Origin of the sequence: Pseudoalteromonas rhizosphaerae (assembly GCF_028885455.1) — a bacterium.
Taxonomy (GTDB): domain Bacteria; phylum Pseudomonadota; class Gammaproteobacteria; order Enterobacterales; family Alteromonadaceae; genus Pseudoalteromonas; species Pseudoalteromonas rhizosphaerae.
The window spans coordinates 4,917,615-4,934,467 of record NZ_CP118496.1 but is presented as its reverse complement, the minus strand read 5'-3'; the positions used below and the strand labels follow the sequence as shown (position 1 = coordinate 4,934,467).

The following is a 16,853-nucleotide window of genomic DNA, read 5'->3' as shown; positions in this document are numbered from 1 at the left end:
TTTGTTGAATAGGTTAAAGCTTATTAAACAGGTTAATGCTTATTAGCCTGTTTTTTTAAGATTTGGGAACTTCCATGCTATTAAAAATACCAGACTTGCTCAGTGCTGATGAAGTCGCTTATTGCCGTAATGTTTTATTGGCCGCGCAATGGACTGATGGCAGTGTTACCGCAGGTTATCAATCAACTAAGACCAAAAATAACTTACAATTACCTGAGCAAAGCGCTGCAGCCAAAGAGCTCGGTGATATAGTTATGGGCGCTCTGGCTCGCAGTGATCTATTTATGTCAGGGGCGTTGCCTGCAAAAATTTTTCCACCTTTATTTAACTGTTACCAAGGTGGCCAATCGTTTGGTATTCATGTTGATAATGCGATTCGACAAGTACCTGGCACACCAGTGAAAATTCGTACGGATTTATCAATGACGTTATTTTTGAGCGAACCAGAAGACTATGATGGTGGCGAACTCGTTATTGAAGATACTTATGGCTCTCACATAGTAAAACTCCCTGCAGGTAGTATGGTGTTGTATCCATCAACCAGTTTACATAAAGTCACTCCCGTAACTCGGGGGCGACGTTTAGCTTCATTTTTTTGGTTGCAGAGCATGGTTAATAGCGATGAAAAGCGTGGTTTGCTATTTGAGTTGGATATGTCGATTCAAAGCTTGCGCGAAAAAGTCAGCGATAGCCCTGAGATTGTTAGGTTAACTGGTGTGTATCATAATTTATTAAGGCAATGGGCACAGACGTAAACAGGTTGTAGTGATGTGTATTTAAACTCAAAATATAAAAGTATATATTTATAAGGCGCTACCACGATTGGTTAAGTGATAGTGCTTTTTAGATCTTACAATGCACATTATTAAATATGTTATTGAAATAGTAGTTAATTAAGACTTTTTTTTGCAAAGCTAACAATTACCAGTAAATTTGCGATAAACCATAAGTCTTTAATAACAAAAAGGCCTAATCTTGCAAGTAGTGTTGAGCTGTCAAAAGCTCCTTCAGCTGAGAATAAAAATGTCTGCGTCATTAAAAATACGGCACTGCAGCCAAGAGCCGCAACATAAATGGCTAATGGATGCTTTTTAATGATAGCCAAAGCGAGTGCTAAAGCAAAAAAGATGTCGTACGCACCAATTAGATTAGACGCTGTTTGCACTGAAAATAAGGTATATAACCAAGACATAAAAATAGAGGTTGATACCAGTGATATAATTCCATTTGCTTCAAACTCGTAAAATTTCATACCACCAATCCAAATAAGCACTAATGCAACAGGAAAGAAGTTCAAAATTACCATGCCTTGAGCTGACAAGCGCTGCGGTTTATAAAGGTAAATAGCGAGAGAAACAAGTGCGGTGTACTTAATTATACCTTGCCCAGAGCCTATAATTGGGAAGCCACCTAAGTCATTCATCCAGCGGCTTTCATTTAATAAGGTAACAAGCGGTATAACGGCAACAGTGATCAGGCTAACAAAAGCAGGGGTCTGAAAACGTGATTGTTTTAAACTTAAAATAATAAATAAAGCGGTTACTAAAAAAGCCACTCCTGCGAGTATTGATTGCCCAGTTTCAGGGATTACATTGGCTAATTGATAAAAATTGAAAATAGCATGCACATTATTTACCTCTGCTCCTAATAAGAGACTAAGACCCAATAGCGATAAGCTAATAATTAGCAGTGAATGAATACTGTAACGAGTATAGGTTGGTTGCATTTTTGATAGGTGATTAAATATAGATACTGTAAAAGAGTGATAAACGAGACTTTTTATTTCAAAAAATATAAAAAAACCAGCTTATTGAAGCTGGTTTAAGTTTAGCTATTTATACCCATTTGGGTTGTTACTTTGCCAACGCCACGTATCTTTCATCATCACATCGATACCACGCTCTGCTTGCCAATCAAGTTCACTAAGGGCTTTTTCAGGCGCTGCATAACAAGCTGCAATATCACCTGGGCGACGAGGTGACACCTGATACGGAATATCTTTACCACAGGCTTTGCTAAATGCGTTGAGCATTTGTAGCACCGAATAACCATTACCGGTGCCAAGATTGTAAACATGTGCACCGGTATCTTGGTTTATTTTATTAAGTGCCTTTAAATGACCAAGCGCTAAGTCAACAACATGGATGTAATCACGCACACCAGTACCATCAACCGTATCATAGTCATTGCCGAAGATACCCAGCTGCTTTAATTTACCCACTGCCACTTGCGCTATGTAAGGTAATAAGTTGTTTGGAATACCATTGGGATCTTCACCAATTAGGCCTGACTCGTGCGCACCTACGGGATTAAAGTAACGCAAAATTGCAAATGCAAAGCGCTCATCTGATTTAGCGATGTCTTGTAACATCATTTCAACCATCAGTTTTGATGTGCCGTATGGATTAGTAGTGCCACCTACCGGGAAATCTTCTTGAATTGGCAGGCTTGCTGGATCACCATATACTGTTGCCGATGAGCTAAATACGAGTTTAAACACACCTGCATCGCGCATAGCATCAACGAGAGTCAGCGTACCTTGCACGTTATTTTGGTAATACTCAATGGGTTTCACCATTGATTCACCGACAGCCTTTAAACCGGCAAAATGAATAACACTCTCAATTGTATGTTTTGCAAAAACGCTGGCCAAAAATGTTTTATCAAGGATATCACCTTGATAAAAGTGCACAGTTTTACCAGTGATTTTTTTTACACGCTCAAGTGATTCCACACTCGAGTTGCTTAAATTATCAATGATAACAACATCATTATCTTGTTGTAATAATTCAACAACAGTGTGTGAGCCTATGTATCCCGCGCCACCTGTTACTAAAATTGTCATGAAATCTCCATATATAAGGTGAAGGTGTATAGTTGTAATTTCATCATAAATAGCACTTCAATACATGCTTTATCTGATCTTTTTGTTGTTCCATGATGTTACGGTATCAATTAATCATAGTTAACTGGTGTCTGGTTACATATTTTACATAAATGATAACAATGAGACTAAATAGTATTAAGCTATAGTTAAGTTGTTAGTGCTATTATTTCAACTATATTAGCCCAAGGGCATTTTGGAGATAGACAATGAATACATTTAAAAAAGTAGCGATGGCTATGTTAGTTGTACTGCCTGTATTTGCTCAAGCAGGAGAAGCTGTCGTTAAATGGCAAGACTTCAATGACTACCGTGATGTACGTCCTTCAAATGAACCTAAAGGCTCATACCATAAACATGTAGCTAGCAGTTTTGAAAAGCACTTTAATAAACTGGCAGAAAAGTTGCCCGAAGGATATAAGTTTAATGTTGAAGTGACTGAGCTGGATTTAGCCGGTGATGTACGCTTTGGCGGTATGAATGATTTACGTATTGTAAAACCAATTTATTTTCCACGCATTGAGTTTCAATATTCGGTTACTGATAAAGACGGTAACGTGATTAGTCAAAGCGATAAAGTCGAATTAAAAGATATGGGCTTTATGGATAAAATTAAAATGGGCCGTGATGAACAGTTTTACTATGATAAACGTTTGATCACTGATTGGTTTGATAAAGAATTACTGCCAGTTGTTACCCCAAGCTAAATTAAGAGTAAAAAGCGCTACAGTTTAATGATAGCGCTTTTATAGTTACTTGAACGTTGCGAGTAATTGCAGTAACTGTTGTAATTTAATAACAGTGGTTTTTAGCTTTTCTTCACTAAAACCTTCTGAACTTAAGCTTTCTACATCTGCAGCTACATCTAATACATAAGGTTTGAAGCGTTTTGCTTCAAAGGTAAAACCAGCATCGGCAGGAAATAACGCTGTAAATTTACCTAAGCCTTGTTGTTGCAACTCATCTAATTTTTTATCTGCGTCAAGAGACTGGCGATAAACAATTTTTAAGTTGGCATTGAGTTGTTCAATAATTGAATCCATTTTTTTCCTAAAGCTTTAGACCGCAATGCCGATATAATACGGGTAATAAGCTAAAAAGTCAGGTATGAGCTATGAATATATCAGGTGGAAATCTACCGGCCATGAGTGGCGCGGGTCAAAGTGGCGAAGTATACAGCGCAGCATTGGCAAAAAAACAGCAAAAAGCGGATGGTGCAGCAGCACTGGCACTTATTGAAGGTGCCGCTAGTTCGAGCGCTGCACAAACGCCAGCAAAATCAGTTACAGCTTCGCTTGGCAATAACGTTAACGTATACGTTTAAGTCTTGTGTTTATAAAAGCTTGAGGTCAATCGGCGTTTTACTTTTTTGACCGCCGATTTCGCGCATCAGCTTTGGTACTAAAAATCCTGGCAATGCGATAAGCATTTCGGCCATGATTTTGCGTGCCTGTGATTCGTCGATATCAAAATGACTCGCTCCTTCAACTTTATCAAGTAAATATAAATAATAAGGCAGTACGTCGGCATCAAATAACGCTTCGCTTAATGCGACTTGCGCTTCGCTGGTATCATTTACATCTTTTAATAGCACCGCTTGATTGAGCAATGTGACACCTACCTTTTTGAGTTTTTGCATTGCCACTTTAAAATCATCATCAATCTCGTTGCCATGGTTAATGTGATTAATAAACACAATTTTAAGTGGAGACTTTGCAAAACGTTCGCACAATTGGTCAGTAATGCGAGATGGGATCACCACCGGTAGGCGGCTATGAATTCGCATTCGTTTAATTTGTGGTAATTGTTCAAGCTCATCCATAAACCAACTAATTGCGTCGTCTTTGGCCATTAACGGATCACCACCACTTAAAATCACCTCGTTAATATTAGCATCCGATTTTATGTAATCGAGCGCTGCAATTAAGCTGCGTTTATTTAGCTGATTTTCTTGGTATGGAAAATGGCGACGAAAGCAATAACGGCAATTAACGGCGCAACCAGTTTTAAACATCACTAAAACTCGGGATTTATATTTGTGTAATAATCCTGGTTGAGCGTTGTTTTGCTCTTTTAATGGATCTTTATCAAAACCTGTTTTAGCGATAAACTCTTGGTGGCGCGGCATGACTTGCAGCAGTAATGGGTCATTAATATCGCCATAACGCATTTTTTTGATAAAAGGCACAGGCACACGTACCGGGAAAAGAGCTCGTGCTTTGAGGTCTTTTTCGTCGGCCATGCTTGATAAACCTAGCATTTCTAGCAAGGTGCGTGGGCAAGTAACAACATTAGCTAATTCTTTTTGCCAGTTTATATGCAAATTTGCTTCATTTCTTTGTATCATTGGTAGGTAGATTACTCGAAATTATTAGATAGAGGAAACGATGGCGAATTATAGCACCAACGAGTTCAAGGGCGGCCTAAAAATTATGATGGACGGCGAGCCTTGCAGTATTTTAGAAAATGAAATGGTAAAACCTGGTAAAGGCCAAGCGTTTAACCGTGTTCGTATTCGTAAACTTATCTCTGGCAAAGTACTTGAAAAAACTTTTAAATCAGGTGAGTCAGTAGAGGGTGCTGATGTAATGGATACCGATCTTGCGTATCTTTACACTGATGGTGAGTTTTGGCATTTCATGAATAACGAAACATTTGAACAAATCGCAGCTGATGAAAAAGCGCTTGGCGATGCTGGTAAATGGTTAGTTGAAAATGATGTATGTACTATTACTTTGTGGAACGGCAATCCAATAGCTGTTGCACCACCTAACTTTGTAGAGCTTGAGATCACTGAAACAGATCCTGGTCTTAAAGGCGACACAGCAGGTACTGGTGGTAAGCCAGCAACGCTAAGTACTGGTGCTGTTGTGCGTGTACCATTATTCGTACAAATCGGTGAAGTAATTAAAGTCGACACCCGTAACGGCGAATATGTAAGCCGTGTTAAGTAACTTTAATATAGCTTAATAAATCCCAGCTTAAGCTGGGATTTTTTTTGGAGAAAATATGTCAGCAGATCTTTGGCAACCAAGCGCACAAGTAAATACTTTGGCACAACGAGCCGCAATTTTACGCACTATTCGGGAATTCTTTTACCAACGCCACGTTATGGAAGTTGATACGCCTAGTTTAAGTGCAGCGAGTGTTACTGATGTTCATTTAGCGAGTTTTAAAACGCAGTTTATTGGCCCCGGTTTCGCTAAAGGCTTACCGCTTTACTTACAAACATCACCAGAATTTGCCATGAAGCGATTATTGGCAGCCGGCAGTGGTGCTATTTACCAAATTTGTAAGGCATTTCGTAACGAAGAGGCGGGCAGCCATCATAATCCTGAGTTTACTATGTTGGAATGGTATCGCCCTGGGTTTGATGAGTTTACGCTGATGGATGAAATTGATGAATTAATGCAGCTTATCTTAAATGTTCCACCTGCAGAGCGTTTAACCTATCAAGATGCTTTTACCAAAGCATTAGGACTTGATCCGCTCAGTGCCACTATTGAACAGTTACAAACACTTGCCTGTGAACAGGGGTTTGCTGATATCGCTAAGCATGAAACCCATCGTGATACGTTACTACAATTATTATTTTGTATGAAAGTTGAGCCAACAATTGGCCAACAAAAACCTTGTTTTATTTATCATTTTCCTGCATCGCAAGCCGCACTGGCGAGTATTTGTGAGCATGATATTAGAGTCGCTGGGCGGTTTGAGCTTTATTATCAGAACATGGAGCTGGCGAATGGTTTTAATGAGCTCACCAATGCACAGGAGCAAGCTAAACGTTTTACTGAAGATAATGCATACCGCAAAGCGAATAACTTAACACAAGTGCCTATGGACACCCGTTTAATCGCCGCTCTTGAGCATGGTTTACCACAATGCGCAGGAGTAGCATTAGGGGTTGATAGGTTAGTGATGTTAGCAACGCAAAAAAACACCATAAAAGAAGTCATCGCGTTTGATGTAGGTAGGGCTTAAAAGGCTCAAGATTCAAGGTTAAGAAAAGGTAAAAGTAATCTAGCTTTTACCTTTTAACTTATCCCTTGAAACTCGTTTTTATAACTCGTAGATAAATGTGACGCCGGCAACCATTGGTTCGCCAAGCTGAGTGTATGTGTGAGTTGCATACCCTTCGCGTGGGTCGTTACCAAATTCAAAACCACGTGTAGGTACTTCTTCATCAAATACGTTACGTGCCCAAGCGCGAATTGACCATTGCTCAGCCTCGTAACCAGTAGTTAAATTAACTAAATTAATGTTCGGTGCCTGCGAGTTGTGGCTATCTGAGAAGTAATAATTATCTTTACCTTCAATGCCGATTGTAGCAAATAACTCATCAGTAAAGTTATAGCGAGCCGTGAATGCATACTGGTATTTAGGCGCTTGTGATTGCTCGCGACCATCTTGATCTAGACCAGATTGAGCGACAAAGTCATTGATTTTAGTATGTAAATAACCAGCGCTACCGGTGAAAAATAAGTCATCAGTTAATTGGTAACTGCCTTCAATTTCAAGGCCGTAATTCTCTCCAGAGCTGGCGTTATCAATATAACCAGTAAACTTTTGGTCTTCCACTTTCCAGGCTTTTAACTGCATATCTTCGCGATACATATAAAAGGCCGCTAAGCGCAGAATAAATTTTTCATCTAAAGAGCTACCTTTAACGCCAAATTCACCACTCCATAGGTACTCTGGTGCGAAACTAGTGTGGTTTTTAAAGAAATCAGCATCAAGGTTTAAACCGTCATCTTTCGCTTTGGCGAGTGCTTCAGAGTTAATCCCTCCTGCTTTATAACCACGAGTTAGGCTGGTATAAATCATGGTACGGTCAATGACTTGATACTCAAGGGCAAGTTTACCACCGACCATCACATCATCAGTACTTTCAATAAAACCATTATTATCGGTGTAATCACCTTGGTATTGCTCAACGCGTAAGCCTGTTATTAAGGTGGTTTTATTACCAATCGGCGTTGCTAGTTGGCCGTAAATTGCGGTATTACTAGTTTCATAAGTTGAAGCGAATGGAGCTGCAAGCCAAGTGTATTGGCGTTCTAAATCAACATTACGGGCTTGATAATAAAGTCCCGTAACCCAGTTACCACCTTTGCCATTAAATTGCAGTTCAGCAGCCTGGTCTTGACGATCTCGAAAGTAGCTATCGGTTGAGCTATAACCATCGGGGTGTAGTCCTGCACCGCATAACTGCGACTTATTAATATCGTTACATACCCAGTCTTCATCAAAGCTATAAACTAAATCACTATCAATACCTGATAAGTTTAAACTGACATCAAACCAATCAAAGCCAGTGTAGATGTTGGCAAGACCTACCGCGATACTTTCTTGGTTATCTTGGCCTGGGTGATCGGCTACACTATTACGGCTATTATCAAGCGTAAATGCATCGTAGCCGTTATTGATATCAATATAATGAACACTTAATTCAGTGCGAAGATGATCTGTAAGTTGGCTGTGTAGTTTAAAACGACTAACCAGTTCATCTTGCTGTTGTGTTGACTCGTTTAAATATAGGTTATCAACATAACCATCAGACTCACGTTGATAAATACTAGCGCGCACTGCGGTGCTGTCTGTAATACCAATACCTGCGGCAACACCCGCTTCATAACTGTTGTAGTTACCTGCGCCTAGCTGCACTTTGACGCTTGGATCAAAAGTTGGATCGGCTGATTCCATTTGGATCATACCAGCCATACCATCAGCACCAAAGCGAGTACCTTGCGGACCGCGATAAATCTCAACTTGGTTTACATCAAACAGTAATGAACTACCACCTAAGCCGGAATAATTAATGCCATCAATCACTAAGCCAACAGAAGGGTTAATAGGGTCAACAAATTGTGAGCGTAAACCAACCCCTCGAATTTGGATGTAACGGCCACGAGAAGCACCAGCGGTAAAATTTACGTTGGCAGCACTGGCAAGCATTTCGTCTAGAAAACTAGCACCTCGGTCATTAATTTCGCGTTCGCTAAATAAACTGGCACTGGCACTAAGGGTTTGAATGCTTTCTTTTTGAAAGTCTCCGGTGACGAGTATTTTTTCAAGTTCAGTATCTTCAGCAAAAGCTGGGGCGCTTATCAAAGGTAAAAGCGCGGCAGTAATTAAAGACAGGCGTAATTTCATTCTATTACTTAACTCCATTTTAAGGACTTGCATGATAGCAACTATTCTCATTAAAGTCGTGATACCAGTTATATTTATGTGCTATAAACGCGCACAGTATACATAATAAGGAATACAAATATGACCTTTAAAGTTGACTTTAAAGTACGCGACTACGAATGCGATTTACAAGGCATTGTAAATAATAGTGTGTATTTTAATTACCTAGAGCATGCGCGCCATGAGTTTTTGCATGCGAATGGGGTTGATTTTGCTCAGCTTACTCGCGATAAAATTAATTTAGTCGTAATGCGTAGCGAGATGGATTATAAGCAATCACTAATGCCCGGAGATGAGTTTTATGTCGCTGTAGAGCCTGAGCGTATTAGTCGCTTAAAGTTTGGCTTTCGACAAACCGTGGTAAGAAAGCATGATGAAAAAGTGATGTTAAAGGCACTGGTGATTGGCACCGCGGTGAATGAGCTAGGTCGGCCATTTTTGCCCGATCAAGTTGATCTACTATTTAAGCCTGAGTAATTTTCCGGTGCCACCTTTTTTACTATCTTAGAACATTTTTTTACATTAAAAACATGCATTATTAACGGTATAAACTGTTATTTATTGTTATCATGTTGCAATTGAGTTTTAGGTTAGTAATTACATGAAATTAGCAGCAATCCCGATGCTTATAATCGGTTTATGTATTGGCTGCTCATCGACAGGGACAGTCACCAGTGAGCAATTAAAATACACTAAGTGGCAACTATCACGGGTTGATGGTTTAGCGATCCCTGCATCATATTCAGCATCATTAAGTTTTATTGAAGCCCTGCAAGTCAATGGTTTTGCCGGTTGTAATAAATTTTTTGGTGAGGGTCAGCTTAATGATAACCATTTAACTGTGAATAAATTAGGCATGACCCGTAAATCATGCGGAGATGAGTTGGACGAGTTTGAACTGCAGTTTTTAAATGCGTTAAAGCAAGGTGTGCCACTGCAAATTCAAGATCAGCAATTGGTTTTAAATGGCGAGCAAACATTTGCGTTTATTCCTGCAAGTTGATCTCTTGCAGGCTCGCAATATCTAACGTACACTCGTTAGCGAACAATATATAGAATTTTACTTGTCGGAGTGCCTTGAGTTTTTAACTTAAAGGCTGAGATCGCGAAAGCGGGATCCGTGAACCTGATCAGGCTAACACCTGCGTAGGGAACAAGCTGCCTAAAACGGGTGCTTGTGCGCCAGTTTTGGGCATAAGCACTGTGGCTGCCAAGGTTGGTAGTGCTTTTTTGTAACACCAATCTACGATCCATGTAGCATTTGCTACTCTCTATTGCGTTGCTTTTTATCGCACAGCAGTATCTGACAAGACAACCCTTTTAGCAATGAGGTAAGTCATGTCAAACACATCAAATAAACCGTCTCGCCGCGAAACTCGTGCGGCTGCATCAGATTATATTTATAACCTTACTGGGCAACCATTTCCAAGCTCACACAAAGTTTATGTACAAGGTACGCAAGATAATGTGCGTGTTGGTATGCGTGAAATTACTTTGAGTGATACCTTTATCGGTGGCACCGATGAAAACCCAGTGTACGAATCAAATGCACCACTGCGTGTTTATGATACGTCAGGCCCATACACAGATCCTGATTTTACTCTAGATGTTCGTAAAGGGCTGGATAAGTACCGCGAACAGTGGATTGAAAGCCGTGGCGATACTGAAATTTTAGGCTCAGTCAGCTCGCAGTTTTCTCAGCAACGCATGGCAGATGAAGGCCTTGATCATATTCGCTTTGAGCATCTCCCAAAAATTCGCCGCGCTAAAGCCGGTAAAAATGTCACGCAAATGCATTATGCTCGCCAAGGTATTATCACACCGGAAATGGAATATGTCGCAATTCGTGAAAACATGGGCCGTGCGCAACTTCAAAAAGAGTTATTAGCACAGCAGCACCAAGGCGAGTCGTTTGGTGCGAGTATCCCTGAGTTTATTACTCCTGAATTTGTGCGTGATGAAATTGCCCGTGGTCGTGCGATTTTACCTAACAACATTAATCACCCAGAAACCGAGCCGATGATTGTAGGGCGCAATTTTTTAGTGAAAGTGAACGCTAATATTGGCAACTCATCAGTTAGCTCATCTATTGAAGAAGAAGTTGAAAAAATGGTCTGGTCAACCCGCTGGGGCGCTGACACAGTTATGGATTTATCAACGGGTCGTTATATTCATGAAACTCGTGAATGGGTAGTACGTAACTCACCAGTGCCAATTGGTACAGTGCCTATTTATCAAGCGCTTGAAAAAGTAAATGGGGTTGCCGAAGATCTAACGTGGGAAATTTTCCGCGATACTCTAATTGAACAAGCCGAGCAGGGGGTGGATTACTTTACTATTCACGCTGGGGTGTTATTACGCTACGTTCCAATGACGGCAAAACGTGTCACTGGGATTGTGTCGCGCGGCGGTTCAATTATGGCGAAATGGTGTTTAGCGCATCATAAAGAAAACTTCCTTTATACTCATTTTGAAGATATTTGTGAGATTTTGAAACAGTACGATGTGTGTTTCTCATTAGGAGATGGCCTGCGTCCTGGTTCAATTGCAGATGCCAACGATGACGCGCAATTTAGTGAACTGCGTACGTTAGGTGAGCTGACCAAAATCGCGTGGAAACACGATGTACAAGTGTTTATTGAAGGTCCAGGGCATGTGCCAATGCATATGATCAAAGCCAATATGCAAGAGCAGCTTAAGCATTGCGACGAAGCACCTTTTTACACCCTTGGCCCGCTGACAACTGACATCGCCCCAGGCTATGACCATATCACCTCTGGTATTGGGGCGGCGCAAATTGCATGGTATGGCTGTGCAATGCTGTGTTATGTCACACCAAAAGAGCATTTAGGTTTACCAAATAAAGAAGACGTTAAAGAAGGGCTGATCACCTATAAAATTGCCGCTCATGCCGCCGATTTAGCCAAAGGTCATCCCGGAGCGCAAGAGCGTGATAATGCGTTATCAAAAGCGCGTTTTGAGTTCCGCTGGCATGACCAATTTAATATTGGTTTAGACCCTGTTCGTGCTCGTGAATACCATGACGAAACACTGCCACAAGAATCTGGCAAAGTAGCGCATTTTTGCTCTATGTGTGGGCCAAAATTCTGCTCAATGAAAATCACCCAAGAAGTACGAGAATACGCTAAAGATCTAGAAGCCAGAGGCATAGATCCTAACAACGTAGGTGATGCTATTGAGATCAAAATGGTCGATGTTGAAGCCGAGATGCAAGCTAAATCAGCCGAATTTAAACAAAGCGGCTCAGAGATTTATCATAAAGCGGTTTAAAAACTAGTTAGCGAGTTAGAGAGTTGGCGAGTGAAAAGCTCGCTAACTTTACTCTTGTAGCTAGAAAACTGAATTAAGGATTCTCATGTCTTACAATATTGCGGTGGTGGGGTTTGGTTTAACGGGGCGTTTAACGGCGCTTGAGTTGAGTTTACAGCATCGGGTAACTGTTTATGAAGCGGGTGACGAACAAGCGCTTGATAGTGCAGGAAGAGTGGCAGCGGCGATGCTTGCACCACTGGCTGAATCTGTATTCTGCGAGCAAGACTTGGCCTTGATGGGGCTGGATTCAATAAAGCGTTGGCCGAGAATTTTAGCGCAACTTGATGAAGCGGTGTTTTTCCAACAGCAAGGCACACTTGTGGTTGCACACCAGCAAGATAAAGGTGACTTACAAAGTTTTATACTGCGTTTAAAGCCTTTAGCTGAACATCAAGGACATCAGTTAACAGGGGCACATATTGCTGAATTAGAGCCAGAGCTTACAGGGCGTTTTAACCAAGGTGTGTATTTACCTTGCGAAGGGCAAATTGATAATCAGGCTTTTTATCAAGCTAGTTTTAACACTCTAAAGCAGCGTAATGTGAGCTTTAAGTTTGCACAACAGGTTGATGTAACATCGCTAAATCTACAGCAATCGTTTGATTATATTATTGATTGCCGTGGCCTTGGCGCTAAAAGTGTAGCGTGTAAGCTACGCGGAGTACGTGGCGAAGTAGTGCGTTTGTACGCCCCTGAGGTTAATTTAACGCGGCCAGTGCGGTTAATGCACCCGCGTTATCCTATTTATATTGCTCCGAAGCCAAATCATCAATACGTAATTGGCGCGACAGAAATTGAATCACAAGATAAGGGGGCTGCCACTGTGCGTTCGACTCTTGAGTTGTTGTCAGCAGCGTACACAGTACACAGTGGTTTTGCTGAGGCGCGAGTGTTGAATATTCAAACCGGCCTGCGTCCTGCATTTAGTGATAATCGCCCGCAGGTTTCCCAGCAGCAAAATGTGATCAGCATTAATGGCTTATATCGTCATGGTTATTTACTCGCACCGAGTTTAGTGGCCGATGCCATTGCACGGATAAAATAAGGCTTATTATGAAAGTAAGTATGAAAATAACAATTAATGGTCAACATTTTGAGTTAGCAGATAACGCCAATGTAGCCCAAGGTTTGACGCAGTTTGCAGCAAAAGAGCCTTTTGCAGTGGCGCTTAATGGTCAATTTATACCGCGTAGTCAATGTGATACTACCTTACTTAACGAAGGCGATAGCATTGAATTACTGTCACCGATCCAAGGTGGCTAATATGAGTAGCGTAATATCAGATAGTTTCAGTATTTATGGTGAGCAGATCACTAGTCGGTTATTAATTGGCTCAGCACTTTATCCATCACCTGCGGTTATGGCCGATTCGATTGTTGCCTCTGGCACGCAGATTGTTACTGTGTCATTACGACGTCAACAAAGTGCCGCCGCAGGAGATGACTTTTGGCAATTGATCAAAGATACGGGCTTAAAAATTCTACCCAATACTGCAGGCTGCCACAGTGTCAATGAAGCAATTACACTGGCACAAATGTGCCGCGAAGTGTTTGCTACCGATTGGATAAAACTTGAGTTGATTGGTGATGACTATAACCTGCAACCAGATCCATTTGCATTACTGGAAGCGACACAGATTTTATTAGCCGAAGGTTTTAAAGTATTACCTTATTGTACTGACGACTTAGTGTTATGTCAGCGTTTAGCTGATGCAGGGTGTGAAGTGCTGATGCCATGGGGAGCACCTATTGGCACAGGTAAGGGCTTGTTAAATAAATATAATTTAAAAACTATTCGGGAGCGCCTACCCGATACCACATTGATTGTTGATGCTGGCCTTGGCTTACCATCACACGCCTGCCAAGCGCTTGAATTAGGTTATGATGCGGTGTTATTGAATTCGGCTATTGCAGGGGCGGGCTGCCCTGTTACCATGAGTCATGCATTTAAAGCAGCCGTTGATGCGGGTCGTTTTGCTTACCGAGCAAAGGCGATGCCAGAAAAAGACGTCGCTGCGCCATCTACGCCCACTATGGGTATGCCATTTTGGCATCAACAGTAATAAATGAAGTAAAAAATTAGGAAATACGTAACTATGAATCATGTTGTTTGGACAATTGCTGGCTCTGACTCTGGCGGTGGTGCAGGTATTCAGGCGGATATTAAAGCGATGCAAAGTTTTGGCGTCCATGGTTGTACAGCGATCACCGCATTGACTGCGCAAAACAGCCTAGGCGTTGAAGCACTTAACCCGATTTCAACCGATGTTATTGAGTCGCAATTACTCGCCCTTGAAAGCGACATGAAAGCCCGTGTTATTAAAATTGGTATGCTGGCCAATGTGCAGCAAATTCAATTGATCAGTGAGCATCTAAAACATTATAAAGCCACTTGGCCGGTTGCGCCTTTGGTTGTATATGATCCGGTGGCCATTGCTAGCAGTGGTGACTTACTGACAGAAGAAGATACCGTTAGCGCAATTAAAGAATGCTTATTGCCGCTGGTGGATGTGATCACCCCCAATACCCATGAAACGCAGTTGCTCACTGGGATATATTTAATTGGTCCCAGTGCTGTGATCGAGGCTGCGCAAAAGCTGCAAAGCTGGGGCGCAAAAGCGGTGCTGATCAAAGGTGGCCATTGGGATTATCCAAGCGGATATTGCATTGATTACTGCAGTGATGCCAGCTCTTATGGCAGTAATGAATATTGGCTTGGTAACGAAAAAATTCAAACGCCGCACAGCCATGGTACCGGTTGTAGTATGGCGTCAGTGATTGCAGCGTGTTTAGCGAAAGGTTACCCGCTTAAAGATGCCTTTATTTTAGCCAAAGCCTATATAAATCAAGGCTTAAAAGCTGCGGTTCGTTATGGTGAAGGAATTGGCCCTGTGGCACAAACGAGCTTTCCCGATAATCTTGATGATTACCCACAAGTCATTGAAGCGGGTAGTTGGCTGGGTGATGAGCTGGATTTTGAACAACCAAACGAATTTACTATGGCGGCAGGTTTTACTGAGTGTGAAAACAAACGGCTTGGTTTATATGCGGTGGTTGATAGTCTCGATTGGTTAGAAAAGTGCTTAGCGCAAGGCGTTAAAACTGTACAACTTAGAATGAAAAACGCCAGCGAAGAAGAGCTTGAACACGCTATTGCTGCGGCGGTAACACTTGGTAAAAAGTACGATGGCAATGTGTATATCAACGATCATTGGCAGCTGGCAATCAAACATGGCGCTTATGGTGTGCATTTAGGTCAAGACGATTTACTTGAGGCTAATCTGGTGGCCATTAAAGAGTCGGGCATGCGTTTGGGGATTTCGACCCATGGTTTTTATGAAATGCTGCGCGCTCATAATTACCGCCCGAGTTATATGGCGTTTGGCGCTATTTATCCAACCACGACCAAAGATATGACAGGGCAAATTCAAGGGCTTGAAAAGTTAAAGCATTTTGTGCCGTTAATGAGTGATTACCCAACGGTAGCTATTGGTGGCATTGATTTATCAAGAGCGGGCGAGGTTGCTGCAACCGGTGTTGGCAGTGTAGCTGTTGTTAGGGCTATTAGTGAAGCAAGTGACTATCAACAGGCGATTGCCGATTTACAAATGGCTATTAATAGCAATGAGTGAGGCAATAAAAGGATCTTTATCTGACAAAGAGCAGTTACGTTACAGTCGTCATTTAATGCTTAAAGAAGTCGGCTTTGAAGGGCAGTTAAAGCTCAAAGCCGCTCACGTTGTGGTAATTGGAGCGGGGGGGTTAGGCAGCCCCGCATTACTGTATTTAGCTGCGGCTGGCATTGGCGAATTAAGCTTGTTAGATGATGATAAGGTTGAGCTTTCAAATTTACAGCGCCAAGTGCTCTATAAAGTAAATCATTTAGGGCAAGATAAGGTCAGCGCTGCGGGCAAAGTATTAAGCAGCTTAAATAATCAAATCAAGATCAACACAGTAAGTGCAAAATTAACCACTGAAAATGCTGAGCAAGTTTTTACTGGCGCAACCTTAGTACTTGATTGCAGCGATAACTTCAGCACTCGCTATGTAGTAAACCAGCAATGCTTGGCACTGGGTATTCCACTGGTGTCGGGGGCGGCAATAGCGAGTGAAGGGCAGCTGATGTGTTTTGATTTTCGCCAGCCACAGAGCCCTTGTTACGGGTGTATATTTGGAGCACAACCGCAACAGCAAGCGCTTAATTGCAGTAACGCGGGCGTGCTTAGTCCGTTGTTAGGTGTTATTGGCTCGATGCAAGCACTGTTGGCAGTTAATATCTTGCTGGGCCATCATCAAGGCAGTCAGTTTATTCGTTTTGATGGGCTAAGTTTAGCGCAGCAGCAGTTTAAATTAACTAAAGCGCCCGAGTGTACTGAGTGTGCAGGGGAAAGAGCTTAAATAAAAAACGCGGCATGACTGCATTAGTCGGTCCGCGTTTTTAA

The 16,853-nt window shown here is 41.7% G+C and carries 18 protein-coding genes and 1 riboswitch; of the genes, 13 read left to right on the top strand and 5 right to left on the bottom strand.

The annotated features are described in order from the left end of the window. The first annotated feature begins 74 nt into the window (after positions 1–74). Positions 75–755 (top strand): Fe2+-dependent dioxygenase, encoded by a 681-nt coding sequence (locus tag PVK79_RS21425; protein ID WP_145234605.1) that lies wholly within the window; start codon positions 75–77, stop codon positions 753–755. Between the two features lie 134 nt (positions 756–889). Here the strand turns inward: PVK79_RS21425 and PVK79_RS21420 are convergent, their stop codons facing one another. Together PVK79_RS21420 and galE are read right to left on the bottom strand one after the other, a co-directional pair. After that, complete coding sequence (locus PVK79_RS21420) at positions 890–1,627, bottom strand: DUF417 family protein (protein ID WP_338052580.1); 738 nt, start codon at positions 1,625–1,627, stop codon at positions 890–892. Positions 1,628–1,831: 204 nt separating this feature from the next. Beyond that, complete coding sequence (gene galE, locus PVK79_RS21415; RefSeq protein ID WP_257324684.1) at positions 1,832–2,845, bottom strand: UDP-glucose 4-epimerase GalE; 1,014 nt, start codon at positions 2,843–2,845, stop codon at positions 1,832–1,834. Positions 2,846–3,093: 248 nt separating this feature from the next. On the opposite strand from galE, the gene PVK79_RS21410 reads away from it, so the two are divergent. Next, on the top strand, positions 3,094–3,591 hold the full coding sequence (locus PVK79_RS21410) for a DUF3016 domain-containing protein (RefSeq protein WP_145234611.1): 498 nt from the start codon (positions 3,094–3,096) through the stop codon (positions 3,589–3,591). 45 nt (positions 3,592–3,636) lie between these two features. On the opposite strand, the gene PVK79_RS21405 is transcribed toward PVK79_RS21410, so the two are convergent. After that, on the bottom strand, positions 3,637–3,927 hold the full coding sequence (locus tag PVK79_RS21405) for a prephenate dehydrogenase (RefSeq protein ID WP_145234613.1): 291 nt from the start codon (positions 3,925–3,927) through the stop codon (positions 3,637–3,639). A 71-nt stretch (positions 3,928–3,998) separates the two neighbouring features. On the opposite strand from PVK79_RS21405, the gene PVK79_RS21400 reads away from it, so the two are divergent. Further along, positions 3,999–4,208 (top strand): hypothetical protein, encoded by a 210-nt coding sequence (locus tag PVK79_RS21400; protein ID WP_145234615.1) that lies wholly within the window; start codon positions 3,999–4,001, stop codon positions 4,206–4,208. Positions 4,209–4,217: 9 nt separating this feature from the next. On the opposite strand, the gene epmB is transcribed toward PVK79_RS21400, so the two are convergent. Next, positions 4,218–5,231: an EF-P beta-lysylation protein EpmB gene (epmB, locus tag PVK79_RS21395; RefSeq protein WP_182735674.1), complete on the bottom strand. Its 1,014-nt coding sequence runs from the start codon at positions 5,229–5,231 to the stop codon at positions 4,218–4,220. A gap of 40 nt (positions 5,232–5,271) precedes the next feature. Between epmB and efp the strand changes: the two genes are divergently transcribed. Together efp and epmA are read left to right on the top strand one after the other, a co-directional pair. Then, positions 5,272–5,838, top strand: a complete 567-nt coding sequence (gene efp, locus PVK79_RS21390; RefSeq protein WP_145234620.1) for an elongation factor P — start codon at positions 5,272–5,274, stop codon at positions 5,836–5,838. Positions 5,839–5,893: 55 nt separating this feature from the next. Continuing rightward, positions 5,894–6,868: an elongation factor P--(R)-beta-lysine ligase gene (epmA, locus tag PVK79_RS21385; protein ID WP_257324680.1), complete on the top strand. Its 975-nt coding sequence runs from the start codon at positions 5,894–5,896 to the stop codon at positions 6,866–6,868. A 78-nt stretch (positions 6,869–6,946) separates the two neighbouring features. Here the strand turns inward: epmA and PVK79_RS21380 are convergent, their stop codons facing one another. After that, on the bottom strand, positions 6,947–9,040 hold the full coding sequence (locus PVK79_RS21380) for a TonB-dependent receptor (protein WP_257326409.1): 2,094 nt from the start codon (positions 9,038–9,040) through the stop codon (positions 6,947–6,949). Positions 9,041–9,160: 120 nt separating this feature from the next. On the opposite strand from PVK79_RS21380, the gene PVK79_RS21375 reads away from it, so the two are divergent. The 8 genes from PVK79_RS21375 (at position 9,161) to PVK79_RS21340 (ending at position 16,809) form a co-directional block, all read left to right on the top strand. After that, the gene (locus tag PVK79_RS21375) at positions 9,161–9,556 is read left to right on the top strand and encodes an acyl-CoA thioesterase (protein ID WP_145234627.1); all 396 of its coding nucleotides are present in this window, start codon (positions 9,161–9,163) and stop codon (positions 9,554–9,556) included. A gap of 124 nt (positions 9,557–9,680) precedes the next feature. Further along, a complete protein-coding gene (locus tag PVK79_RS21370) occupies positions 9,681–10,082 on the top strand; it encodes an META domain-containing protein (protein ID WP_310736655.1) in 402 nt (133 codons plus the stop codon). Between the two features lie 55 nt (positions 10,083–10,137). Further along, a riboswitch (TPP riboswitch) is annotated at positions 10,138–10,249 on the top strand. Positions 10,250–10,417: 168 nt separating this feature from the next. Then, entirely contained in the window at positions 10,418–12,370 is a 1,953-nt protein-coding gene (gene thiC / locus PVK79_RS21365) for a phosphomethylpyrimidine synthase ThiC (RefSeq protein ID WP_220491364.1), read from the top strand. An 85-nt stretch (positions 12,371–12,455) separates the two neighbouring features. Further along, positions 12,456–13,457, top strand: a complete 1,002-nt coding sequence (locus PVK79_RS21360; RefSeq protein WP_257324675.1) for an FAD-dependent oxidoreductase — start codon at positions 12,456–12,458, stop codon at positions 13,455–13,457. 20 nt (positions 13,458–13,477) lie between these two features. Next, positions 13,478–13,675 (top strand): sulfur carrier protein ThiS, encoded by a 198-nt coding sequence (gene thiS / locus PVK79_RS21355; RefSeq protein ID WP_182732524.1) that lies wholly within the window; start codon positions 13,478–13,480, stop codon positions 13,673–13,675. 1 nt (position 13,676) lies between these two features. Then, positions 13,677–14,474, top strand: a complete 798-nt coding sequence (locus PVK79_RS21350) for a thiazole synthase (protein ID WP_257324672.1) — start codon at positions 13,677–13,679, stop codon at positions 14,472–14,474. A gap of 33 nt (positions 14,475–14,507) precedes the next feature. Beyond that, on the top strand, positions 14,508–16,043 hold the full coding sequence (gene thiE / locus PVK79_RS21345; RefSeq protein ID WP_257324670.1) for a thiamine phosphate synthase: 1,536 nt from the start codon (positions 14,508–14,510) through the stop codon (positions 16,041–16,043). Then, positions 16,036–16,809, top strand: coding sequence for a HesA/MoeB/ThiF family protein (locus PVK79_RS21340; RefSeq protein WP_182732512.1), 774 nt, complete (start codon positions 16,036–16,038; stop codon positions 16,807–16,809). The genes thiE and PVK79_RS21340 overlap by 8 nt, the downstream gene beginning before the upstream one ends. Positions 16,810–16,853 lie beyond the last annotated feature (44 nt).